19 protein-coding genes are annotated in these 21663 nt (G+C 71.9%); 9 read left to right on the top strand and 10 right to left on the bottom strand.

Going from position 1 to position 21663, the window contains the following annotated elements:
* Positions 1–18: 18 nt before the first annotated feature.
* Together ACIQPT_RS25680 and ACIQPT_RS25685 are read right to left on the bottom strand one after the other, a co-directional pair.
* A complete protein-coding gene (locus tag ACIQPT_RS25680; protein ID WP_401158887.1) occupies positions 19–528 on the bottom strand; it encodes a MarR family winged helix-turn-helix transcriptional regulator in 510 nt (169 codons plus the stop codon).
* Positions 529–538: 10 nt separating this feature from the next.
* Positions 539–1819 (bottom strand): MFS transporter, encoded by a 1281-nt coding sequence (locus tag ACIQPT_RS25685; RefSeq protein WP_401158889.1) that lies wholly within the window; start codon positions 1817–1819, stop codon positions 539–541.
* A gap of 107 nt (positions 1820–1926) precedes the next feature.
* Between ACIQPT_RS25685 and ACIQPT_RS25690 the strand changes: the two genes are divergently transcribed.
* Positions 1927–2910, top strand: a complete 984-nt coding sequence (locus tag ACIQPT_RS25690; RefSeq protein ID WP_401158891.1) for a DUF5937 family protein — start codon at positions 1927–1929, stop codon at positions 2908–2910.
* 130 nt (positions 2911–3040) lie between these two features.
* Positions 3041–4090: a glycoside hydrolase family 6 protein gene (locus ACIQPT_RS25695; RefSeq protein ID WP_401158893.1), complete on the top strand. Its 1050-nt coding sequence runs from the start codon at positions 3041–3043 to the stop codon at positions 4088–4090.
* Positions 4091–4114: 24 nt separating this feature from the next.
* Here ACIQPT_RS25695 and ACIQPT_RS25700 read toward each other — a convergent pair whose 3' ends face one another.
* From ACIQPT_RS25700 to ACIQPT_RS25715, 4 genes are all read right to left on the bottom strand, one after another.
* Positions 4115–6070, bottom strand: a complete 1956-nt coding sequence (locus ACIQPT_RS25700) for a galactose oxidase-like domain-containing protein (RefSeq protein ID WP_401158895.1) — start codon at positions 6068–6070, stop codon at positions 4115–4117.
* A 3-nt stretch (positions 6071–6073) separates the two neighbouring features.
* The gene (locus tag ACIQPT_RS25705; RefSeq protein WP_401158897.1) at positions 6074–7888 is read right to left on the bottom strand and encodes a glycosyltransferase family 2 protein; all 1815 of its coding nucleotides are present in this window, start codon (positions 7886–7888) and stop codon (positions 6074–6076) included.
* A 182-nt stretch (positions 7889–8070) separates the two neighbouring features.
* Positions 8071–8364: an MTH1187 family thiamine-binding protein gene (locus ACIQPT_RS25710; protein ID WP_030079249.1), complete on the bottom strand. Its 294-nt coding sequence runs from the start codon at positions 8362–8364 to the stop codon at positions 8071–8073.
* Positions 8361–8711, bottom strand: a complete 351-nt coding sequence (locus ACIQPT_RS25715; protein ID WP_007448011.1) for a DUF3817 domain-containing protein — start codon at positions 8709–8711, stop codon at positions 8361–8363. The genes ACIQPT_RS25710 and ACIQPT_RS25715 overlap by 4 nt, the downstream gene beginning before the upstream one ends.
* Positions 8712–8944: 233 nt before the next feature.
* Here ACIQPT_RS25715 and ACIQPT_RS25720 point away from each other — a divergent pair, with 233 nt between their 5' ends.
* From ACIQPT_RS25720 to ACIQPT_RS25735, 4 genes are all read left to right on the top strand, one after another.
* On the top strand, positions 8945–9577 hold the full coding sequence (locus ACIQPT_RS25720) for an AIM24 family protein (RefSeq protein WP_401159137.1): 633 nt from the start codon (positions 8945–8947) through the stop codon (positions 9575–9577).
* Positions 9577–10227, top strand: a complete 651-nt coding sequence (locus tag ACIQPT_RS25725; RefSeq protein ID WP_401158900.1) for an AIM24 family protein — start codon at positions 9577–9579, stop codon at positions 10225–10227. Before ACIQPT_RS25720 ends, ACIQPT_RS25725 begins: the two co-directional genes overlap by 1 nt.
* Positions 10224–10988 (top strand): AIM24 family protein, encoded by a 765-nt coding sequence (locus ACIQPT_RS25730; protein WP_401158902.1) that lies wholly within the window; start codon positions 10224–10226, stop codon positions 10986–10988. Before ACIQPT_RS25725 ends, ACIQPT_RS25730 begins: the two co-directional genes overlap by 4 nt.
* Positions 10989–11137: 149 nt before the next feature.
* A complete protein-coding gene (locus ACIQPT_RS25735; RefSeq protein WP_401158904.1) occupies positions 11138–11614 on the top strand; it encodes a MarR family winged helix-turn-helix transcriptional regulator in 477 nt (158 codons plus the stop codon).
* Positions 11615–11629: 15 nt separating this feature from the next.
* Here ACIQPT_RS25735 and ACIQPT_RS25740 read toward each other — a convergent pair whose 3' ends face one another.
* Together ACIQPT_RS25740 and ACIQPT_RS25745 are read right to left on the bottom strand one after the other, a co-directional pair.
* Positions 11630–13081: an ATP-binding protein gene (locus ACIQPT_RS25740; RefSeq protein WP_401158906.1), complete on the bottom strand. Its 1452-nt coding sequence runs from the start codon at positions 13079–13081 to the stop codon at positions 11630–11632.
* A complete protein-coding gene (locus ACIQPT_RS25745; RefSeq protein ID WP_401158908.1) occupies positions 13078–13740 on the bottom strand; it encodes a response regulator transcription factor in 663 nt (220 codons plus the stop codon). Before ACIQPT_RS25745 ends, ACIQPT_RS25740 begins: the two co-directional genes overlap by 4 nt.
* A 130-nt stretch (positions 13741–13870) precedes the next feature.
* Here ACIQPT_RS25745 and ACIQPT_RS25750 point away from each other — a divergent pair, with 130 nt between their 5' ends.
* On the top strand, positions 13871–14620 hold the full coding sequence (locus ACIQPT_RS25750; protein ID WP_401158910.1) for a PepSY domain-containing protein: 750 nt from the start codon (positions 13871–13873) through the stop codon (positions 14618–14620).
* Positions 14621–14702: 82 nt separating this feature from the next.
* Here the strand turns inward: ACIQPT_RS25750 and meaB are convergent, their stop codons facing one another.
* Both meaB and ACIQPT_RS25760 read right to left on the bottom strand, forming a co-directional pair.
* Positions 14703–15671 (bottom strand): methylmalonyl Co-A mutase-associated GTPase MeaB, encoded by a 969-nt coding sequence (gene meaB / locus ACIQPT_RS25755; RefSeq protein ID WP_401158912.1) that lies wholly within the window; start codon positions 15669–15671, stop codon positions 14703–14705.
* A gap of 40 nt (positions 15672–15711) precedes the next feature.
* The gene (locus ACIQPT_RS25760) at positions 15712–16887 is read right to left on the bottom strand and encodes an acetyl-CoA C-acetyltransferase (RefSeq protein ID WP_401159139.1); all 1176 of its coding nucleotides are present in this window, start codon (positions 16885–16887) and stop codon (positions 15712–15714) included.
* Positions 16888–17062: 175 nt separating this feature from the next.
* On the opposite strand from ACIQPT_RS25760, the gene mce reads away from it, so the two are divergent.
* Together mce and scy are read left to right on the top strand one after the other, a co-directional pair.
* Positions 17063–17491 (top strand): methylmalonyl-CoA epimerase, encoded by a 429-nt coding sequence (mce, locus tag ACIQPT_RS25765; protein WP_401158914.1) that lies wholly within the window; start codon positions 17063–17065, stop codon positions 17489–17491.
* Positions 17492–17690: 199 nt separating this feature from the next.
* The gene (gene scy, locus ACIQPT_RS25770) at positions 17691–21584 is read left to right on the top strand and encodes a polarized growth protein Scy (RefSeq protein ID WP_401158916.1); all 3894 of its coding nucleotides are present in this window, start codon (positions 17691–17693) and stop codon (positions 21582–21584) included.
* Positions 21585–21663 lie beyond the last annotated feature (79 nt).

Here is a 21663-nt window from a genome sequence, read left to right on the forward strand (position 1 = left end):
GCACCCCCCGGCGCGTGCTCACCCCTCGTCGAAGTCCTGGGCCGCCACCCGCAGCGGCCGCAGCATGGCGAAGATCTCGGCGCACTCCTCGGAGTCGTACACCCCGAGCCCGAAGTCGACCGCGACCAGGTCCCGGGTGGCCGCCTCGACGACCTCGCGACCCTTGTCGGTGATGGACGCGAGCGTTCCGCGGCCGTCGTTCGGGTTGGGCCGCTTGCCGACCAGACCGGACTTGACCAGCCGGTCCACGGTGTTGGTGACCGAGGTCGGATGCACCATCAGCCGCTCCCCGATCTTGGACATCGGCAGCTCACCGGCCTTGGAGAAGGTGAGCAGCACCAGCGCCTCGTACCGGGCGAAGGTCAGCCCGTACGGCTTGACGACGGCGTCGACCTCGGCGAGCAGGATCTGCTGGGCCCGCATGATCGAGGTGATCGCCCCCATCGAGGGCACGGGTCCCCAGCGCTGCTGCCAGAGCTCGTCGGCGCGGGCGATGGGATCGAAGGGAAGGCTCAGCGGCTTCGGCACGGCATCGACCCTACCGACTGGTCATATGCCGGTCAGCCCCGTCTCGTCCTTCGGTATCGGACATCCGTCCGGGGGCTGTCCTGCGGACCTCGGCCACGAGCAGGAGCGAGCAGACGGTGCCGATGATTCCGGATCCGGTGACCACCTGGTGGACCGGGAAGAACTCGGCCGCGAGCCCCGCCAGCGCCATCCCGAGGCCCTGGATGGTCATCAGCCCGGCGGTGAGCAGCGTCATGGCCCGGCCGCGCAGCTCCTGGGGCACGGCGTCGACGAACCACTGGTCGAGCCCGATGACGTACGCGGCGCCCGCACCGGCCAGGGCGAGGGCCGCCAGGGCGAGCGGCAGCCCGGGTTCGACCGCGTACACGAGGAGCGGGAGCAGCCCGACGGCGACGACCGGCAGCACGATCCGGGAGCGGTTACGGGGGCTGAGCGCGGACCCCACGAACAGCTCGGCCCCGATGTGCCCGACGGCCATCGCGCAGAGCAGCAGCCCGAGCGCGGCGGGCGAGGCCCCGATCGCGTCGGCGTACGGGGCGGCGAGCGCCTCCGGGGCCACCACGAACATCGAGGGCAGCCAGAACAGCAGCATCAGCGCCCGGATCCGGCGGTCGCCCAGCACCAGGCGGGCCCCGGCGAGCGACTCCTTGAGGAGGGTCCCGCCGCCGTCGCCGGTGGCGGCGCGGGCGGGGCGGTCGCGGGTGCCGAAGCGGAGCAGGGCGGCCGAGCAGAGGAAGGTCACCACGGTGACGGTGATCGCGCCGCGCGGGGACAGCACGGTGAGCAGCACCCCTCCGGCGCCGAACCCGATGAGCATCGCGCTCTGCGAGACGATCCGCAGCAGCGAACGGCCCAGCACATAGAGATCGCCCTCGCCGAGGATGTCGGTGAGCGCCGCCATCCGCGTCCCGGTGAAGACGGGCGCGATCGCGGCGACCAGACAGCGCAGGGCGAGGAGCCCGGCGACCGGGGTGGCGGGCACCAGCATCACGGCGACGCAGGCGGCGCAGAGCAGGTCGCAGACGACCAGGACGCGACGGGCCGGGTAGCGGTCGGCGACGCCCGCGAACAGCGTCCCGCCGATCATGTACGGGAGCAGGCCGAGCGCGAAGGTCAGGGCGCTGAGCAGCGGGGAGCCGGTGAGGTCGTAGACGAGCACCGTGAGCGCGAGCTCACTGACGACGACGCCGAGCAGCGAGAGCAGATGCGCGGCGAAGACGGCCCGGAACTCGGGCACGGCGAACACCGCGCGGTAGCCGCCCGGCAGGGTGGTGGAAGCAGCCTGGGACATGGGGAGAGCCTGGGGCCGGACGCGGCCGATCCGTAGACTTTCGGACCAGGACGAATGTTCCGGGTCCCCGAAGCGAGGACGGGGCGAGGACGAGGCGAGGAGAAGGCGTGCCCTTCCAGCTGCACTTCGACGGGAGCGATCTGCTGCGCTGCCGGTTCGCGCTCTCGCCGCTGGTCGAGACCCAGGAGGCCGTCCGCACCCTGGCCCGTCGCCACCGGCACGGCTACCACCTGCCCTGGCTCCGGCGCATCCGTGCGGCGGCCGACTCCCTCGACCTCGAACCGCTCTGGCTGCTGATGCCGGACGGCGGCCACAACCCGGACTTCATCTGCCCGCCGCCGATCGGCCCGTTCGCCACCTTCGAGGAGGAGATCGCGGGCGTCCGGGCGGTCGATCCCGAGGTGGCGCGGGCGGACATGGCCCTGGCGCTGGCGGAACGGCCCGGCGCCCGGGACTCCGCGACGGGCCGACGCCTCCTGGCCGATCCGGAACGGGCCGTGCACGAGCTCGCCGATCTGCTGGAGCGGGCCTGGCAGGCGCTGATCGAGCCGTACTGGCCCCGGCTGCGGGCCCTGCTGGAGGCGGACATCGCCTACCACTCCCGGCGGCTGGCGGACAGCGGTCTGGGCGGGCTCCTGGGCGAGGTGAGCACCCAGCTGAGCTGGAACGGTTCGACGCTGACCGTGAAGGGGACGCGGGGCGACCACGAGCAGGTGCTGGGCGGCCAGGGCCTGGTGCTGATACCGAGCGTCTTCGTCTGGCCCGAGGTGGTGGGCGGCCACCTGGAGCCGTGGCAGCCCGGGCTGATCTACCCGGCGCGCGGCATCGGCGGGCTGTGGAGCGAGGCCGGGGAGCGGACGCCGGAGACGCTCGCCCGGCTGCTGGGCCGGGTCCGGGCCGACGTGCTGTGCGCACTGGACGAACCGGCCGGCACGAGCGCCCTGGCGCACCGGCTGGGCCTGGCCGCCTCGTCCGTGTCGGCCCATCTGTCCGTGCTGCGCGGGGCGGGGCTGCTGACCTCACGGCGCTACGGGCACCAGGTGCTGTACGAGCGCACACCGCTGGGGATCGCGCTGACCGCCTCGGAGTGAGGGCGCGCCCGCGGGCATCCGGCGTACGAACGCGTCACGGACGGTGTCGCATCACCACTCCCCGTAACCGTTATGTCACGATTGCTCACGTTTCCCGTGTCCGTGAGCCACCGCCGTCCGAGGGGTCTGGATGTCCGGCCGCAGAATCGTCCCCCGCGCTCTCCCCCGTACCGTCCCCGTCCTGGCCGCCCTCACGCTGGCCACCGCCCTCACCGTGGGCTGTTCGACGCCGGAGCCACGCGTCACCCGGACCGCCGAGGAGACGGACGAACTCGTCCGGGGAGAACCCGCCCCGAGCGCGGCCTCCCCCTACTGGGTCGACCCGAACAGCGACGCGGCCCGCCAGGTGCGCACCTGGGAGAAGCAGGGGCGCGACGCGGAAGCGAAGATGCTCCGGCGGATCTCCGGCCGGCCGGTGGCCGACTGGCCCGCGTGGGACGACCCGGCCCCGGGGATCCGGGCCGCCGCGAAGTCCGCCGCCCGCACGAAGAAGACCATCCTGCTCGTGGCGTACAACATCCCGCACCGCGACTGCGGGCTCTACTCCGCGGGCGGCGCGAAGGACGCGGACGCCTACCGGTCCTGGATCGGGGAGTTCGCCGACGCCATCGGGGACGCGCCCGCGACCGTGATCCTGGAACCGGACGCCCTCCCCCACATCACGGACGGCTGCACCCCGCCCGAGCACCACGCCGAGCGCTACCAGCTCCTCTCCGAGGCGGTGGACACGCTCAAGGCCCGGCCGAACACCAAGGTCTACCTGGACGCGGGCAACCCGGACTGGATCGACGAGCCGTCCAAGATGGCGCAGCCGCTGCGGCAGGCCGGCATCGACCGGGCCGACGGCTTCTCGCTGAACGTCTCCAACTTCCAGTCGAACGCGAGCGTGAAGACGTACGCCGGCCGGCTCTCCGACGCGGTGGGCGGCGCGCACTTCGTGATCGACACCAGCCGCAACGGCAACGGCCCCCTGTCCGGGGGCCGTGAGGAGGCCTGGTGCAATCCGCCGGGCCGGGGACTCGGCACGCCCCCGACCACCGACACCGGCGACGACCGGCTCGACGCCTATCTGTGGATCAAGCGGCCGGGCGAATCCGACGGCACCTGCCGGGGCGGCCCGCAGGCCGGCGACTGGTGGCCGGAGTACGCGCTCGGCCTGGCCAGGCGCGCCGCCTCCTGAGACACCGGCACGCCTTCCCCGCCCTCAGGCGACCTTGACCCACTTCGCCTCGGAGGGGATGCCGTCGGTGTCCGTGACGAAGAGCATGTACCAGCCGGGCGGCACCAGCGTGGGGTCGTCCGGCACGGTCACGCTCAGCTTGCCGCCGGCCTTCTTCAGACCCAGCTCGATGGAGCGCTGCTCCACATCCGTGGTGTGGGTGACGGAGCTCGGCCGCATCAGCCGGGCGGTGGCGATCCGGTCCGCGTCGGCGCTCTCGTACGTGACCGTCGCACCGCGCTCGGTGTCCTCGGGGCCCTTCCCGATCACCGGGCGCTTGTCCTTGCCGCGGTGCAGCGCGGGCGGGGTGTAGACCTCCATGCGCTGCTCGAACTTGCCGAGCTTGGTGTTGTCCTTGTCGCCGTAGAGCGAGTCGGAGCCGAAGGTCGCCACCCGCCCGTCGGGCAGCAGCAGCGCCTCGGAGTGGTAGTTGCGCCCCACCGTCGGCTCGGCCGCCTCCTTGAAGCTGTTGGTCTTCGGGTCGTAGGACTGCGCCTTGAGGATGTTGCTGGCCCCGCGGCCCCGGTAGTCCTCGGATCCGCCGCTGGTGAACACGGTGTCGTCGGGCATGATCACGCTGTTCAGGTAGCGGGTGCCCTGCGGCAGATCGGGGCCCGGCTCGAAGGCGGGGCTGGCCTTCTTGAGGTCGATGACCGCCGTGCGGGCCGTGGACTTCTTGGACTCGCCGACGCCGCCGCCCCCGAGCACCATCACCTTCTGGTCCTGCACGGGCGGCAGCATCAGTGAGGCCGCCGTCTCCAGCTCGTCGGTGTCGGTCAGCCCGGGCACCTTGGTGAAGGTGTTCTTCTTGATGTCCCAGATCCCCGGCTCGCGCCCCTTGTCCGCCGGGCCGTAACCGGCGTTGGCGCCCGGGTAGAAGAGCTTGCCGCCCTTGGTCAGGAAGAGCGCCGGGTAGGTCGGGAAGTAGTGGAAGGGGCCCTTGCCCCACTTCTTGGTCTTCGGGTCGTAGATCTCGTTGTCGCCCGGGAGGATCGCGCCGACGTCGTCGAGACCGGAGACAGCGAGCACCTTGCCGTCCTCCAGGCCGACGAGCGTCGGATACCAGCGGGCCTCCTTCATCGGGTCGACCTTGATGTACTTCTCCGCCGTCGGGTCGAACTCGTAGGCGGCGCGGATCCCCTGGAAGTCCTGCTTGTCCATGGTGATCTTCTCGGCGAGGCCGTAGGAGTTGTCGGCCTCCTTGCCCTTGAGCCCGACGATCTCGTACTGGGCGGCGTCCGTCGCCACCGCGTCGGGGCCGTCGTCCACCGCCTCGACGAACACCCGCTGCTCGGCGGCGGTCACCTTCGTCTTCCACGGCTTCATCTGGCCGCTCTTGAAGTAGTCGACCTCGAACTCACGCTTGGCCTTGGGGACGGTGACGTCGAACTTGGCCCGGTACTCGACGCCGGAGGGCGAGCGGAAGACCGTGCCCTTCTTCAGCTTCAGCGGCTTGTCCGGGTTCTCGTTCTTGACCCGCATCCCGCCGCCGGCCCGCTGCACCTTGTCGTCCAGGACCTCGTAGCGGGCGGTGCCGCCGGCGATGAGGAGCCGGCCGTCGGGGAGCTGGGCGTGGCCGCCGCAGAAGAAGTCCTCCGGGGTGGGGATCTTCTGGAAGGTGTTCTCGGCCGGGTCCCACAGCACGGTGTCGAAGGTGCCCGCGTCGAAGTTCTTCTCGTCGTTGCCGGAGCCCGCGACGATCAGCACCTTCCCGGTGTGCAGGAGCGCCGCGTGGATCGCGTTCGTGCGGTACTCCTTCGGGATGTTCACCCGCTCCCAGGAGCCGTACTCCGCCTTGTACGCCGGCTGGTCGATCTTGTACGCGTGGTACCTGTCCTCGGCGAAGGACAGGGCCGCGGGAGCGTTCAGCCCGGCGAGCAGCACCACCGCGCCGCCGCCCAGGAGCGTCTTCCTCATCTTCTTCGACGGCCGGTAGCCCATGGATCAGTTCCCTCCTGCGGTGGTGGTGGCGGTGGTGCCCGCCGTCGCCGTGGTGGTCGCCGACGGGGCGGGGGCGGTGGTGGTGACGTACGCCGGTTCGGGCGGCGCGGGCGCCAGGACGGGGACGGCGCGTGCGGCCTCGGCACGCTTGTCCTGCCGGACGGTCCAGGCCCACACGACGACCGGCGAGAGGGATATCGCCAGGCCGAGCGTCGCCCAGGTCCGCATCGCGACATGGGTGTGGTCCAGGTAGACGGACGCGGCGAGCGAGGACAGCAGGACCACCGCCCAGGAGAGATGGATACGGAAGGTGAGCAGCCGGTCCGGGGAGGCCTGGCCGCCCTTGGGCGTGACGACGAACCGGCCGTCGGTGCGCAGCACGGCCGAGCCCAGCGACTTCAGGTAGATCGGGGCGGAGAGCGCGGACATGGCCATCCCGGCGAGCCCGCCGGAGCCCTCGGGCTCGTGCGGGGAGACGTTGTGCCGGCGGTTCCAGAGGTAGAGCCCGATCTGGAGGGCGGCGGCGTCGCTGTAGAGCATCAGCCAGATGGAGGCGGCGACCTGGGTGCCGGACGCCCCGAACCAGAGGAACAGCACACAGCTGCCCACGCCGAGCAGCCAGTTGACGGCGGTCATCGGGTAGTAGACGAGCATCAGCGTGTAGCTGAGGAGCCGGCCGGGGGGCACCCGGAACAGCGCCTTGCCGTACTGCTTGAACAGCGTCTCGTACGTTCCCCGGGACCAGCGCAGCTGCTGGGTGAAGAAGTCCGTCCAGGAGGCGGGCCCCTCGCCCACGGCGAGCACGTCGGGGGTGTAGACGGAACGCCAGTAGTGCCCGGTGCGCGGGTTGCGGCGGCGGTGGATCTCGAAGCCGGTGGCCATGTCCTCGGTGATCGAGTCGTACAGGCCGCCGACCTGCCGCAGCGCGGCGATGCGGACGACGTTGTTGGTGCCGACGAACATCGGGGCGCCGTAGAAGTTGCCCGCGCGCTGGATCAGGGCGTGGAAGAGGAACTGCTGGGACTCGGCGGCCTTGGTGACGGCCGAGTCGTAGTTCCCGTAGACCTGCGGCCCGACGACGAAGGCGACGTCCGGGTCGCGGAAGTAGCCCATCATCCGCTCCAGGAAGTTGGGCATCGGCACGTGGTCGGTGTCGACGGAGGCGAAGAAGTCGTAGTCGCCGCCGTGCAGGGCGATCCAGGCGTTGTAGTTGCCGTGCTTCGTCTTCGCCTTGTGGACGCCCTTGTCGCGGTTCCACTCGGGGACCCCGCGCCGGGTGAAGTGGTGGACGCCCAGTTCGGCGCAGAGCATCCGGGCCCCGGGGTCGTCGCCCTCGTCGAGCAGCCAGACGTCCAGCGGACCGGTGTGCTGCAGCCGCACGGCGCCCTTGAGGGTGGCGCGGACCATGGAGAGCGGTTCCTTGCCGGGGACGTACGTGGTCAGGAAGGCGACCCGGGTGCCGGGCTCGGCCGTCACCGGGACGGGGTCCCGCGCGACGAGCGTGGCGTGCGCGATGGAGACCACGTTGACCAGCATGAACAGCTCGATCAGGGCGATCGACACCAGCATCACGGTGTCGGCCACGACCAGCCAGCGCTCCCCGTTCTCCCGCTCGGTCCAGTGCGAGGGCCAGACCAGGTACAGCAGCAGGATGCCCGTGAGCACCGGGGCGAGCGTCATCAGCAGGACGGCTCTTATTCGGTGCTTCTCCGTCGAGAGCAGGCTCTTGTACCGCACCCGGTATCCCGTCGGATCCGGCTCCGTGAGCGGACCCGCGAGCCGGCTGTAGGTGTCGTAGTCGTAGCCCTCCGACCGCACCGTGCCTCCCACTGTCGAACGGGTTGATATCCCCACAGAAGGGGACAGCTAACGGTGTGTCGACTTGGCAGGTCCGAGTGAGCGGTTTTCAGTCCGGGACCGGAAGAGCCCCCGGCCGTGTGGCGCCGGGGGCTTTTCGGGTGAACGCGGGGGGACGCGGGGCGTCCCGCGCGGACGGTGCGTCAGGAGGCGAGGTGACGCTCCACGGTCTCGACCTTGGAGGTCAGACCGTCGGTGACACCGGGCCGGATGTCGGCCTTCAGCACCAGCGAGACGCGACCGGCGCGGGCCTCGACGGCGGCCACGGCGCGCTTGACGACGTCCATGACCTCGTCCCACTCGCCCTCGATGGAGGTGAACATGGCGTCGGTGCGGTTGGGGAGCCCGGACTCCCGCACGACGCGCACGGCGTCGGCGACGTACTCCCCGACGTCCTCACCGACACCGAGCGGGGAGACGGAGAACGCGACGATCATGCGCTGACCGTGCCCTCGCGGCGGGCGCGGGCGGCGATGACGCCGTCGGCCTCGTACTGCTTGAGGAGCTTGTCGCCGTAGAGCCCGCCGAAGGGGATCAGGGACAGGACGAAGAAGAGGGCGACCCGCTTGAGCGGCCACTTGGCCTTCATCCAGACGTCGAGCAGGAACACGGCGTAGATCACGAAGAGCACGCCGTGGATCATGCCGAGCGGCATCATCAGGAAGTCGATGTCCGAGACCCGGCTGAGGACCGAGCCGAAGAGGATCAGGGCGGGGAAGGACAGCGCCTCGGGAATCGAGATGAGGCGCAGCCGGTGCAGGGCGGAAGCGGTCTTGATGTCCACAGGGGCACCTTCGGTGGGAGGGTCGCGAGGGCTTGTGAACCCAGGCACAAGCCGCCCCCATTGTGGCATCGCGCCGGTCCGTCCCCGGCGGCGGGTTCCACCCCGGCCGGTGGCGGGCGTATCGCCGCATACCAGGGCCGGTCCGGGTACGCATCAGGGGAGCATCAGGGGCGTAACGGTTCGGGACGCTCTGGCCGTGGCGCCGGGCGGAGGGCTACCGTCGTCGCGTGGCGATGTTCCGACTCCAAGGCAGCAAGACGCTCGCCGTCGATCTGGCCGGCGATTCCGTCAAGGCGAAGAACGGGTCGATGGTCGCGTACGACGGCCGGATGACCTTCAAGAAGATGACCGGCGGCGGTGAGGGGATCCGCGGCATGGTGACCCGTCGGCTGACCGGCGAGCAGATGGCCGTGATGGAGGTGTCCGGGCAGGGCACCTGCTACTTCGCCGACCGGGCGAGCGAGATCAACCTGGTCGCGCTGCACGGCGACAAGCTGTACGTGGAGGCGAGCAATCTGCTGGCCACCGACGCCGGGCTGCGCACGGGCACAACGTTCACCGGGCTGCGCGGCGGGGCGAGCGGCAACGGCCTGTTCACCACCACGGTGGAGGGCACCGGGCAGGCGGCGATCATGTCGGACGGCACGGCGGTGCTGCTGCGGGTGTCGCCGCAGTATCCGCTGATGGTCGACCCCGGCGCGTACATCGCCCACCAGGGCCGGCTCCAGCAGAGCTTCCAGTCGGGCGTGAACTTCCGGACGCTAATGGGCGAGGGCTCCGGCGAGGCGTTCCAGATCCGCTTCGAGGGCGAAGGACTGGTCTACGTGCAGCCGAGCGAGCGCAACACCGTCGGGGGCGATGTCTGATGCCGTTCCGCGAGATCAACTCCAAGATGGTCGAGGCCACCCTGACCCCGGGCCAGAAGCTGTTCAGCCAGCGCGGCGCGATGCTGGCGTACCGGGGCGAGGTGTCCTTCACCCCGAACATCCAGGGCGGCCAGGGCGGTGTCGCGTCGATGATCGGCCGCCGGGTGGCGGGCGAGTCGACCCCGCTGATGACGGTCGAGGGCTCGGGCACGGTGATGTTCGGCCACGGCGGCCACCACATCCAGGTGATCAACCTGTCCGGCGACACCCTGTACGTGGAGGCCGACCGGCTGCTCGCGTTCGACGGGACGCTCCAGCAGGGCACGATGTTCATGGGCTCGCAGGGCGGGGTGATGGGCATGGTGCGCGGCCAGGTGACCGGCCAGGGCCTGTTCACCACCACCCTCAAGGGGCACGGCGCGGTCGCGGTGATGGCGCACGGCGGGGTGATCGAACTGCCGATCAGCCCGGGCCGGGACATCCATGTCGACCCGCAGGCGTACGTCGCCCACCACGGCGAGGTCCGCAACAAGCTGTCCACGGCGGTCGGCTGGCGGGACATGGTGGGGCGGGGCTCCGGCGAGGCGTTCCAGCTGGAGCTGAGCGGCAGTGGTGCGGTGTACGTCCAGGCATCCGAGGAGAAGCTGTGAGCACGCCCGTGGTCTTCGACCCGATGACGCTGCCGTCGGACGACAACGTCAACTCCTACACCTTCTGCGTGGAGCTCAAGGGGAGCCAGTGGTTCCTGCAGAAGGGCAAGATGATCGCCTACTACGGGCAGATCGATTTCGACGGCATCGGGCACGGCCGGTTCGAGCGGCTGGTGCGTTCCAGCTTCCATTCGCCGCTGCACGCGAGCGACTGGGTGGTGGCCGAGGGCAGCGGGAAGATGCTGCTGGCGGACCGGGCGTTCGATGTGAACTCCTTCGACCTGGACGACGGCAACCTCACCATCCGGTCCGGGAACCTGCTGGCGTACCAGCCGTCCCTGGCGCTGAAGCAGTCGATCGTGCCGGGGTTCGTGACGCTGATCGGCACGGGGAAGTTCGTGGCCGCGTCGAACGGTGCGGTGGTTTTCATGGAGCCGCCGCTGCGGGTGGATCCGCAGGCGCTGGTGGGCTGGGCCGACTGCCCCTCCCCGTGCCACCACTACGATCACGGCTATATGACGGGGGTGATGGGCGGGATCCGGTCGCTCACGGGGATCGGCGGGGCGTCGGGCGAGGAGCACCAGTTCGAGTTCGTCGGGGCGGGCACGGTGCTGCTCCAGTCGAGCGAGGCGCTGATGACGGAGCAGGCGACGGGCGCGGTGCCGAACGCGCCGGGAGTTCCGGGCGGCCAGGGCCGCCCCGGATCCGGCCACCGCACGTCCGGCCAGGTGGGGGACCTCCAGCGTCGCTTCGGGTTGTGAGCGGTAGTCTGCGGAGTGTGACGTCGAACGTCTGCGCCCAGCCGTCGGTGCTTGCCGACGGGCCTGTCGGCACTCCGGTGAGCCGGGGGTGCCGGTCGTCACACTCCCCGATTTCGTCCGGCTTTCAACTTCTTAGGTAGAATCCATATATGGAGACCGAGACGGCCACCCGCTGGCTGAGCGACACGGAGCAGTGCGCCTGGCGCACCCACCTGGACGTCAGCAGGCTGCTGATGCACCAACTGGAGAAGGACCTCCAGCCGTTCGGCCTGACCATGAACGACTACGAGATCCTGGTCAACCTCTCCGAGTCGGACGACCAGCGGATGCGGATGAGCGACCTCGCCGCCGCCACCCTCCAGTCCAAGAGCCGGCTCTCGCACCAGATCACCCGCATGGAGACCGCCGGACTGGTCCGCCGCACCCACTGCGAATCGGACCGGCGCGGACTGTTCGCGGTCCTCACCGAGCACGGCGCGGAGACCATGCGGAAGGTCGCCCCGCACCACGTCGCCTCGGTGCGGCAGCACTTCATGGACCTGCTGTCCCCCGAGGCGCTCACCGATCTGCACGCGGCGCTGACGCCGATCGCGGAACACCTGCGCGGCAAGCGCGGCAAGCTGTAGGAGCCCTCGTCCGGATCAGGCCGGGCGGGGCAGCCACAGCCGGAAGGCCGCACCGCCCTCGGCCGCCCGGTGCACCGTCAGCGTCCCGCCGTGGCGGGAGGCGACGTCCCGGGCGATGGCCAGGCCCAGGCCGGCGCCGCCGTCGTCCCGGCTGCGGGCGTCGTCGAGCCGGACGAACCGTTCGAAGATCCGCTCCCGCTCCTCCTCGGGAACACCGGCCCCGTCGTCCCGGACCTCCACCCGCACGCCGCGCCCGTCGGCCGCCACCGACACGGCGACGCTCCCCTCGGCGTGCCGCTGGGCGTTGTCCAGCAGGTTGCCGACCACCCGGGACAGCTGCCCGCGCGACCCGTTCACCTCGAACGCACCGCCCTCCGGGGCCTCCACCGCCACCGGGATCCGGTCCCCGGTGCGCTGCGACACCTCCTCCCGGACCAGCGCGCCCAGCTCCACCGTGGCACTCCCGGGCTTCTCCCCCGCGTCCAGCCGGGCCAGCAGCAGCAGGTCCGCCGCCAGCACCTGAAGCCGTACGGTGTCGGCGACCGCGCCCGGGAGGTCCAGCAGCTCCGGGTGGGCCTCGGCCACCTCCAGCTGAGTGCGGAGCGAGGCGATCGGGGAACGCAGCTCGTGCGAGGCGTCCGCGACGAACCGCCGCTGCCGCTCCACGGACGCCTCCAGGACGGTGAGCGTCTCGTTCGTCGTCCGGGCCAGCGCCGCGATCTCGTCCCGCGAACCGGGCTCCGGCACCCGGCGGGCCAGGTCCTCGGACGCGGTGATCGCCGCCATCTCACGGCGGATGCCCTCGACCGGCCGCAGCGCCCGCCGGGTCACCAGCCAGGTCACCCCGGCGACGACCACCAGGAGCACCGGCAGCCCGGTGAGCATGGCCCCGCGCACCGTGTTCACCGCCTCCTGCTCGGCGGCGAGCGGGGCGCCCGCGTACACGGTGAGGGTGACGCCGTCGGGGGTGGTCGCCTCGACGGCGGCGAAGCGGTAGTCGGCGGTGGTGCGGTCCACGGTGGCGGTGCCGTCGGAGAAGTCCGGGTCGTCGGAGGAGACTTCGCCCCGGCGGGGACGGCCGCTGTCGTCGTCCTCGTCGCTGTCGTCGTCATCGTCGTCGTCGCCGGGCGACGGGGTGGCCCCCGCCGAGGCCGAGGGCACCGGGGTGACCCCGCTCGCGCCGGTGCCGGTGACGGCCCGCAGGTCCTGGGAGACGAGGACGACCCGGTCCTCCTCGTCGGTCACCTGGACCGGGTGGTCCTCCTCGTCGTCCAGCTCCACGTCCTCGTACGGCGTGCCCGTGGCGAGCTGTCCGGCCGCCTCGCGGGCCGCGACCTCGGCCTGGAGGTCCGCCTGGTCGATCAGGTTGGCCCGCAGGACCAGGAGCACGGCAAGCCCGGCCCCGACGAGGGCGACGGCGACGACCAGCGTGGCCCCGATGGCGGCCCTGGCCCGTACGGACCTCATCCCGCCTCCAGCCGGTAGCCGGCGCCGCGCACCGTACGGATCGAGGCGGCGCCCAACTTGCGGCGCAGGGTGGAGATGTAGACCTCGACGATGTTCGGGTCGCCGTCGTAGGCGAAGTCCCAGACGTGCTCCAGGATCTCCGCCTTGCTGACCACCTGGCCCGCACGCAGGGCGAGTTGCTCCAGCACCGCGAACTCCTTGGCGGTGAGGGCGTATTCGTCCTCGCCCCGGTGGACCCGCCGGGCGGCGGTGTCGATGCGCAGGGTCCCGACGGTCAGCACGGGCGCGGCGCTGCCGGATCCGCGTCGGCGCAGCAGGGCACGGACCCGGGCGACGAGGACGACATAGCTGAACGGCTTGGTGAGGTAGTCGTCGGCGCCGGTGTCCAGGCCCTCGGCCTCGTCGTACTCGCCGTCCTTGGCGGTCAGCATGAGGATCGGCACCTCGTGTCCGGCGGCGCGCAGGTTCGAGCAGACGCGGTAGCCGTTCATGCCGGGCAGCATGATGTCGAGGATCACCAGGTCGTAGGTGCCCTCGCTCGCCCGGTGCAGCCCTTCGAGCCCGTCGTGCACGACATCCACGGCGAAGCCCTCGGCGGTGAGTCCCCTGGCCAGGGACACCGCGAGACGCTTCTCGTCCTCCACGATCAACAGGCGCATGCGCACAGCCTCGCAAACTCCACCTGAAGAAGGCTTCAGGTGGCTTCAGGTTGCGTTCAGCATCGCCCCGGCAGTGTGGAACCCGTCAACCAGCACAGAACAGCACAGCAGCTCTCGGGGAGGAACCCTCATGAAGCGCAACGTCACCATCGCGGCGATCACCGCGGCCGTTCTCATCGGCGGCACCACCGCCGCCACCGTCGCCTTCGCGGACAGCGGCGACGGCGACGGCGACCGTACGCCCACCAGGAGCGCGAGCTCCGTGAGCCTCGCCGACGACGACCGGGACGACCGCACGGACGACCGGGCCCCGGCCGCCGCGCAGACCACCCGGATCGCCCTCGACCAGGCCGTCGCCGCCGCCCTGAAGAGCGTCCCGGGCACGGTCACCGAGGCCGAGCTGGACGATGACGACGACGACCACGACGGCCGGACGGTCTGGGAGCTGGACGTGCGCGGCTCCGACAAGAAGTGGCACGACGTGACGGTGGACGCCACCACCGGCAAGGTGCTCAAGACCCGCGACGACGACAACGACGACCGCGACCGCCACGCGCCCCGCTCCGCGACCGTCACCCTGAACCAGGCGGCGGCCTCGGCCCTGAAGACCGCGCCCGGCACGATCACGTCGATCGACCTGGACGACGATGACGATGACGACGACAACGGCGGCCGGGGCGACGTCCTGCGGTGGGACGTCGACATCACGGGCAAGGACGGCAAGCAGCACGAGCTGCGCGTCGACGCGAAGACCGGCAAGGTCACTGTGGACCGCGACGACGACGGCGACGACGACCGGGATGGCCGCGCGGACGACCGGAACGATGACCGGGACGACCGGGACGGCGACCGCGATGACCGGGACGGCGACGACGACTGACACAGGCCCGTACCCGGCCCCGTACTGACGAAGGCCCCCGGAGCGGCACACACGCCGCCCGGGGGCCTTCAGCACACGCCGCTCAGGCGCTCTCCGTCAGCCCCGCCACCAGCTCGTCCGCCGCCGCGTACGGGTCCAGGCTGCCGGCCACGATGCGCTCCGCCAGGGCGTGCAGGCGGCGGTCGCCGCGGAGGTCGGCGATCTTCTCGCGGAGCGCGGTGACGGCGATCGCCTCGACCTCGTGGGCCGCGCGGGCGGTGCGACGCTCGGCGAGGACTCCGCGCTCCTCCATCCAGGCCCGGTGCTTCTCCAGTGCCTCGACGACCTCGTCCGTGCCCTGGCCCCGGGCGGCGACCGTCTTCACGATCGGGGGGCGCCAGTCGCCGGGGCCCCGGGACTCCCCCAGGCTCAGCATGTGGTTCAGCTCGCGGGCCGTGGCGTCCGCGCCGTCCCGGTCCGCCTTGTTGACCACATAGACGTCGCCGATCTCCAGGATCCCGGCCTTGGCCGCCTGGATGCCGTCGCCCATGCCCGGGGCGAGCAGCACGACGGAGGTGTCGGCCTGGGAGGCGATCTCCACCTCGGACTGGCCGACGCCGACCGTCTCGACGAGGACCACGTCGCAGCCGGCCGCGTCCAGCACCCGGATGGCCTGCGGCGCGGACCAGGCGAGGCCGCCGAGGTGGCCCCGGGTCGCCATGGAGCGGATGTAGACGCCCGGGTCGGAGACGTGGTCCGCCATCCGGATCCGGTCGCCGAGCAGCGCCCCGCCGGAGAACGGCGAGGAGGGGTCGACGGCGAGGACGCCGACCCGCTTGCCCGCCCGGCGGTAGGCGGAGACCAGGGCCGAGGTGGAGGTGGACTTGCCGACGCCCGGCGAGCCCGTCAGCCCGATGACGTAGGCGTGGCCGGCCAGCGGCGCCAGCGCGGCCATCACCTCCCGCAGCTGCGGGGACGCCCCCTCCACCAGCGAGATCAGCCGGGCCACCGCACGCGGCCTGCCTGCTCGCGCCTGTTCGACCAGCGTGGGGACGTCCACGTCCACGTTCACCGCTCCGTATCTCTTGCCTGGATCCGTATCCGTACGGGTGTTACTTGCCCGGGACGCGGATGATCAACGCGTCGCCCTGACCGCCGCCGCCGCACAGCGCCGCCGCGCCGGTGCCGCCGCCGCGCCGCTTCAGCTCCAGGGCCAGATGCAGGACGACCCGGGCGCCGGACATCCCGATGGGGTGGCCGAGCGCGATGGCGCCGCCGTTGACGTTGACCTTGTCCGAGGTGACGCCCAGGTCCTTCATGGACTGGACGGCTACGGCGGCGAACGCCTCGTTGATCTCGATCAGGTCGAGGTCCTCGACAGCCAGGCCGTCCTTCTTCAGGGCGTGCTTGATGGCGTTGGAAGGCTGCGACTGGAGCGAGTTGTCGGGGCCCGCGACGTTTCCGTGGGCGCCGATCTCGGCGATCCAGTCGAGGCCCAGCTCCTCGGCCCTGGCCTTGCTCATCACGACGACCGCGGCGGCGCCGTCGGAGATCTGCGAGGAGGTGCCGGCGGTGATCGTGCCGTCCTTGGCGAAGGCGGGGCGCAGCTTGCCGAGGGTCTCCACGGTCGTCTCGGCGCGGATGCCCTCGTCCTTGGCGAAGAGGACCGGGTCGCCCTTGCGCTGCGGGATCTCGACCGGGGTGATCTCCGCCTCGAACAGGCCGTTCTTCTGGGCGGCGGCGGCCCGCTGGTGGGACAGCGCGCCGATCTCGTCCTGGGCGGCACGGTCCAGCCCGAGACGGCCGTTGTGCTTCTCGGTGGACTCTCCCATCGGGATGTTCTCGTAGGCGTCGGTGAGACCGTCGTACGCCATCGAGTCCAGCATCTCGATCGCGCCGTACTTGTAGCCCTCGCGGGACTTCGGCAGCAGGTGCGGGGCGTTGGTCATGGACTCCTGGCCGCCCGCGACCACCACGTCGAACTCCCCGGCGCGGATGAGCTGGTCGGCCAGCGCGATGGCGTCCAGCCCGGAGAGACACACCTTGTTGACGGTGAGCGCGGGGACGTTCATCGGGATGCCGGCCTTGATCGCGGCCTGCCGGGCGGGAATCTGGCCCGCGCCGGCCGTGAGCACCTGGCCCATGATCACGTACTGGACCTGGTCGCCGCCGATGCCGGCCCGGTCCAGGGCGGCCTTGATCGCGACGCCGCCGAGGTCGGCGGCGGAGAAGCTCTTCAGCGAGCCGAGGAGACGGCCCATGGGCGTCCGGGCGCCCGCGACGATCACTGAGGTGGTGGTACCGGTCGTTGCTGGCATGGGCACGGCCCCTTGGGATCGGATGTGAACGAGGGTTTACCTGAATGTACTGAGCGGTACCGCGCCCGTCATCCGGCAGCCGGTGTGACGGCGCGCACGTTGCGTAACCGTGGCGGGAGCATTGGAGCGCGGCCATGCTGAATCCATGCTGACGCGCATCGACCACATCGGGATCGCCTGTTTCGACCTGGACAAGACGGTGGAGTTCTACCGTGCCACGTACGGATTCGAGGTGTTCCACAGCGAGATCAACGAGGAGCAGGGCGTCCGGGAGGCCATGCTCAAGATCAACGAGACCTCGGACGGCGGGGCTTCGTACCTCCAGCTGCTCGAGCCGACCCGGGAGGACTCGGCCGTGGGCAAGTGGCTGGCAAAGAATGGGGAGGGCGTGCACCACATCGCCTTCGGTACGGAGGACGTGGACGGGGACGCCGCGGACATCCGCGAGAAGGGCGTCCGTGTGCTGTACGACGAGCCCAGGACGGGGTCCATGGGGTCCCGGATCACGTTCCTGCACCCCAAGGACTGCCATGGCGTCCTCACCGAACTGGTCACGAGCAAGACGGAGCACTGACCACCGCATACCCGGCCCGGTAGAGTGGGCGGTTCCGGGCCGGGGCCGGGTCGGGGCCGTACCGCGTCCTCGTCGTTTGTCTGTCACCATTCCCCGGGGGACCGCTCGTCGGCGGGCCCCCGTGTGCAGAGTCGCGACCAGGGTTGGGGTCTCCCCTGCTCGAAGAGTGTGAGAGCTCGGGGAAGGATGGGACCGCGCAGTGCGGGGCTACGAACGCCAGGAGAGCCACCGGGCTGAAGACGACCATCTCTCGCGGTTCGAAGCCGAGATGGACCGGCTGAAGACCGACCGGGAGAAGGCCGTCCAGCACGCCGAGGACCTCGGTTACCAGGTCGAGGTCTTGCGCGCCAAGCTGCACGAGGCCCGGCGCAATCTCGCGACCCGTCCCGCCTACGACAGCGCTGACATCGGCTACCAGGCCGAGCAGATGCTGCGGAACGCGCAGGTCCAGGCCGAGCAGATGCGCAGCGACGCCGAGCGCGAGCTGCGCGAGGCCCGCGCCCAGACGCAGCGGATCCTTCAGGAGCACGCCGAGCACCAGGCGCGTCTGCAGGCCGAGTTGCACACCGAGGCCGTCCAGCGCAGGCAGCGGCTCGACCAGGAGCTGGCGGAACGCCGCCAGACCGTCGAGTCGCACGTCAACGAGAACGTCGCCTGGGCCGAACAGCTGCGCGCCCGCACCGAGTCGCAGGCCCGCCGGCTGCTGGAGGAGTCCCGCGCCGAGGCCGAGCAGGCACTGGCCGCCGCCCGCGACGAGGCCGCCCGGCTGGCCGAGGAGACCCGGCGGCGGACCGGCACGGAGACCGAGACCGCCAGGACCGAAGCCGAAGCGATCCTGCTGCGCGCCCGCAAGGACGCCGAGCGCCTCGTCGGGGCCGCCTCCGCCCAGGCGCAGGAGGCCACCAGCCACGCGGAGCAGCTGCGCTCCAGCACCACCGCGGAGACCGACCAGGCCCGCCAGCAGACCGCCGAGCTGAACCGCACCGCCGAGCAGCGTCTCGCGGAGGCCGAGACCCGGCTGCGCGAGTCCCGGCTGGAGGCCGAGAAGCTTCTCTCCGAGGCGAAGGAGGCCGCCGCCAAGCAGCTGGCCGCCGCCGAGTCGCAGAACGAACAGCGCACCCGTACGGCCAAGTCGGAGATCGCCCGGCTGGTCGGCGAGGCCACCAAGAGCACCGAGGCGCTGAAGGAGGAGGCCGAGCAGGCTCTCGTCGACGCCCGGGCCGAGGCGGAGCGGCTGGTCGCCGAGGCGGGCGAGAAGGCCCGTACGGTCGCCGCCGAGGACGCCGCCGCCCAGCTGGCGAAGGCGGCCCGCAGCGCCGAGGAGGTGCTCACCAAGGCCTCCGAGGACGCGAAGTCGACGACGAAGGCGGCGGGCGAGGAGGCCGAGCGGATCCGCCGTGAGGCGGAGGCCGAGGCGGACCGGCTGCGCGGCGAGGCCGCCGAGCAGGCCGACGAGCTCAAGGGCGCGGCCAAGGACGACACCAAGGAGTACCGGGCCAAGACGGTCGAGCTCCAGGAGGAGGCCCGCCGGCTGCGCGGCGAGGCCGAGCAGCTGCGCTCCGAGGCGGTCGCCGAGGGCGAGCGGATCCGGGGCGAGGCCCGCCGTGAGGCGGTCCAGCAGCTGGAGGAGGGCGCCCGCACCGCCGAGGAGCTGCTGACCAAGGCCCGCTCCGACGCGGACGAGCTGCGCACCAAGGCGAACGGCGAGAGCGAGCGGATCCGGACCGAGGCCGCCGAGCGGGCCGCGACCCTGCGCAAGCAGGCCGAGGAGACGCTGGAGCGCACCCGGACCGAGGCCGACAAGCTGCGGGCCGAGGCGGAGGAGCAGGCGGCGGCCGTCACGGAGGCGGCCGAGCGGGCCGCGGCCGAGCTGCGCGAGGAGACCGAGCGCGGCGTCGCCGCCCGGCAGACCGAGGCCGCCGACGAGCTGGCCCGGCTGCACACCGAGGCCGAGACCCGGCTGGCCGCCGCCGAGGAGGCGCTCGGCGAGGCCCGGACCGAGGCCGAGCGGATCCGTCGCGAGACGAGCGAGGAGTCGGAGCGGCAGCGCGCCGAGGCCGCCGAACGCGTCCGGGCGCTGACCGAGCAGGCCGGGGCGGAGGCCGAGCGGCTGCGCGACGAGGCCGCCGCCGACGCCGCCGAGTCCCGCGCCGAGGGCGAGAGCGTCGCCGTACGGCTGCGGAGCGAGGCGGCAGCGGAGGCGGAGCGGCTCAAGTCCGAGGCGCAGGAGAGCGCCGACCGGATGCGCGCGGAGGCCGCGGCCGCCGCCGAGCGGGTCGCCGCCGAGGCCGCCGAGGCGCTGGACGCCGCCCAGGAGGAGGCCACGCGCCGCCGCCGGGAGGCCGAGGAGATCCTCGGTGCGGCCAGGACCGAGGCGGAGCAGGAGCGCGAGCGGGCCCGTGAGCAGAGCGAGGAGCTGCTCGCCTCCGCCCGTAAGCGGGTCGAGGAGGCGCAGGCCGAGGCGCACCGGCTGGTCGAGGAGGCGGACGCCCGGGCGACCGAGCTGGTCGCGGCCGCCGAGCAGACCGCCCAGCAGGTACGGGACTCCGTCGCCGGGCTGCAGGAGCAGGCCGAGGAGGAGATCTCCGGGCTGCGCTCGACGGCGGAGCATGTCGCGGAGCGCACCCGTACCGAGGCGCAGGAGGAGGCGGACCGGGTCCGTGCCGACGCGCACGCGGAGCGGGAGCGGGCCTCCGAGGACGCGGTGCGGCTGCGCAAGGAGGCGAACGAGGAGGCGGACCGGCTCCGGCGGGAGGCCCACGAGGAGACCGAGGCCGCGAAGGCGCTGGCCGAGCGGACGGTCTCCGAGGCGATCGGCGAGTCGGAGCGGCTGCGCGCGGACACCTCCGAGTACAGCCAGCGGATGCGCACCGAGGCGTCCGACGCCCTGGCGTCGGCGGAGCAGGACGCGTCGAAGGCCCGGGCCGAGGCCCGGCAGGACGCCAACCGGATCCGTTCGGAGGCGGCGGCCCAGTCGGACCTGCTGATCGGCGAGTCGACCACCGAGAGCGAGCGCATCCGCAACGAGGCGGCCCAGGCCTCGGAGCAGCTCGTCGTCGAGGCCACCACGGAGGCCAACCGCCGCCGGGCCGACTCCACCGAGCGGGCCGACCGGATGCTGGCCGAGGCGACCGCCGAGTCCGAGCGGCTGCGCGCGGAGGCGGCCGAGCGGCTCGGCTCGGCGCAGGAGCACGCGGCCCGCACCCGCGAGGAGGCCGAGCGGCTGCGCGCGGACGCGGAGTCGGCGGCGGAGGAGCTGCGCTCGGAGGCCCGCCAGGAGGCGGACCGGGTGCTGGACGAGGCGCGCGAGGCGGCGGCGAAGCGCCGGGCGGACGCGGCCGAGCAGGCGGACCAGCTCATCAACAAGGCGCGGGAAGAGGCGCTGCGTACGGCCACCGAGGCCGAGGGGCAGTCCGACACGATGGTCGGCGCGGCCCGCACGGAGGCAGTGCGCATCACCTCGGAGGCGACCGTCGAGGGCAACACCCTGGTGGAGCGCGCCCGTGCCGACGCGGACGAGCTGCTGGTCGGCGCCCGGCGCGACGCGACCCAGATCCGGGAGCGGGCCGAGGAGCTGCGGGCCCGGCTGGAGAGCGAGATCGAGGAGCTGCACGAGCGGGCCCGCCGGGAGACGTCCGAGCAGATGAAGACCGCCGGAGAGCGCGTCGACAACCTGATGAAGGCGGCGACCGAGCAGCGCGACGAGGCCGAGGCGAAGGCCAAGGAGCTGATGGCGGAGGCCAATTCGGAGGCGAGCAAGGTCCGTATCGCCGCGGTGAAACGGGCCGAGTCGCTGCTGAAGGAGGCCGAGGCCAAGAAGGCCGGACTGATCCGCGAGGCGGAGAAGCTGCGCGCCGACGCCGAGGCCGAGGCGAAAGCGACGGTCGACGAGGGCAAGCGCGAGCTGGACGTCCTGGTGCGCAGGCGCGAGGACATCAATGCGGAGATCTCCCGTGTCCAGGACGTGCTCGAAGCGTTGGAGTCTTTCGAGACTCCGACCGGGGGCGGGAAACCCGCCGGCGGTTCCGCGGGGGGCGCCAAGGCTCCGGCGGCGGCGGGGACGCGATCGGGGGGCAAGTCGTCCGAGCGGTAGCCGATCCGCGGTGTGCCGTGCTTCGCCATGGACATTCAACCCTTCGAGTGGCAAGCACTCCGGGGGTCAGCCACTCAAA

Origin of the sequence: Streptomyces sp. NPDC091289, assembly GCF_044757365.1 — a bacterium.
Taxonomy (GTDB): domain Bacteria; phylum Actinomycetota; class Actinomycetes; order Streptomycetales; family Streptomycetaceae; genus Streptomyces.

Bases quoted from the DNA above. Each gene is read 5' to 3' on its own strand.
- ACIQPT_RS25685 (WP_401158889.1), bottom strand. From the start codon at position 1,819: ATGTCCCAGGCTGCTTCCACCACCCTGCCGGGCGGCTACCGCGCGGTG.
- ACIQPT_RS25725 (WP_401158900.1), top strand. From the start codon at position 9,577: ATGCCGTTCCGCGAGATCAACTCCAAGATGGTCGAGGCCACCCTGACC.
- ACIQPT_RS25745 (WP_401158908.1), bottom strand. From the start codon at position 13,740: ATGCGCCTGTTGATCGTGGAGGACGAGAAGCGTCTCGCGGTGTCCCTG.
- ACIQPT_RS25750 (WP_401158910.1), top strand. From the start codon at position 13,871: ATGAAGCGCAACGTCACCATCGCGGCGATCACCGCGGCCGTTCTCATC.
- ACIQPT_RS25740 (WP_401158906.1), bottom strand. From the start codon at position 13,081: ATGAGGTCCGTACGGGCCAGGGCCGCCATCGGGGCCACGCTGGTCGTC.
- mce (WP_401158914.1), top strand. From the start codon at position 17,063: ATGCTGACGCGCATCGACCACATCGGGATCGCCTGTTTCGACCTGGAC.
- ACIQPT_RS25735 (WP_401158904.1), top strand. From the start codon at position 11,138: ATGGAGACCGAGACGGCCACCCGCTGGCTGAGCGACACGGAGCAGTGC.
- ACIQPT_RS25720 (WP_401159137.1), top strand. From the start codon at position 8,945: ATGTTCCGACTCCAAGGCAGCAAGACGCTCGCCGTCGATCTGGCCGGC.
- ACIQPT_RS25710 (WP_030079249.1), bottom strand. From the start codon at position 8,364: ATGATCGTCGCGTTCTCCGTCTCCCCGCTCGGTGTCGGTGAGGACGTC.
- ACIQPT_RS25695 (WP_401158893.1), top strand. From the start codon at position 3,041: ATGTCCGGCCGCAGAATCGTCCCCCGCGCTCTCCCCCGTACCGTCCCC.
- ACIQPT_RS25700 (WP_401158895.1), bottom strand. From the start codon at position 6,070: ATGGGCTACCGGCCGTCGAAGAAGATGAGGAAGACGCTCCTGGGCGGC.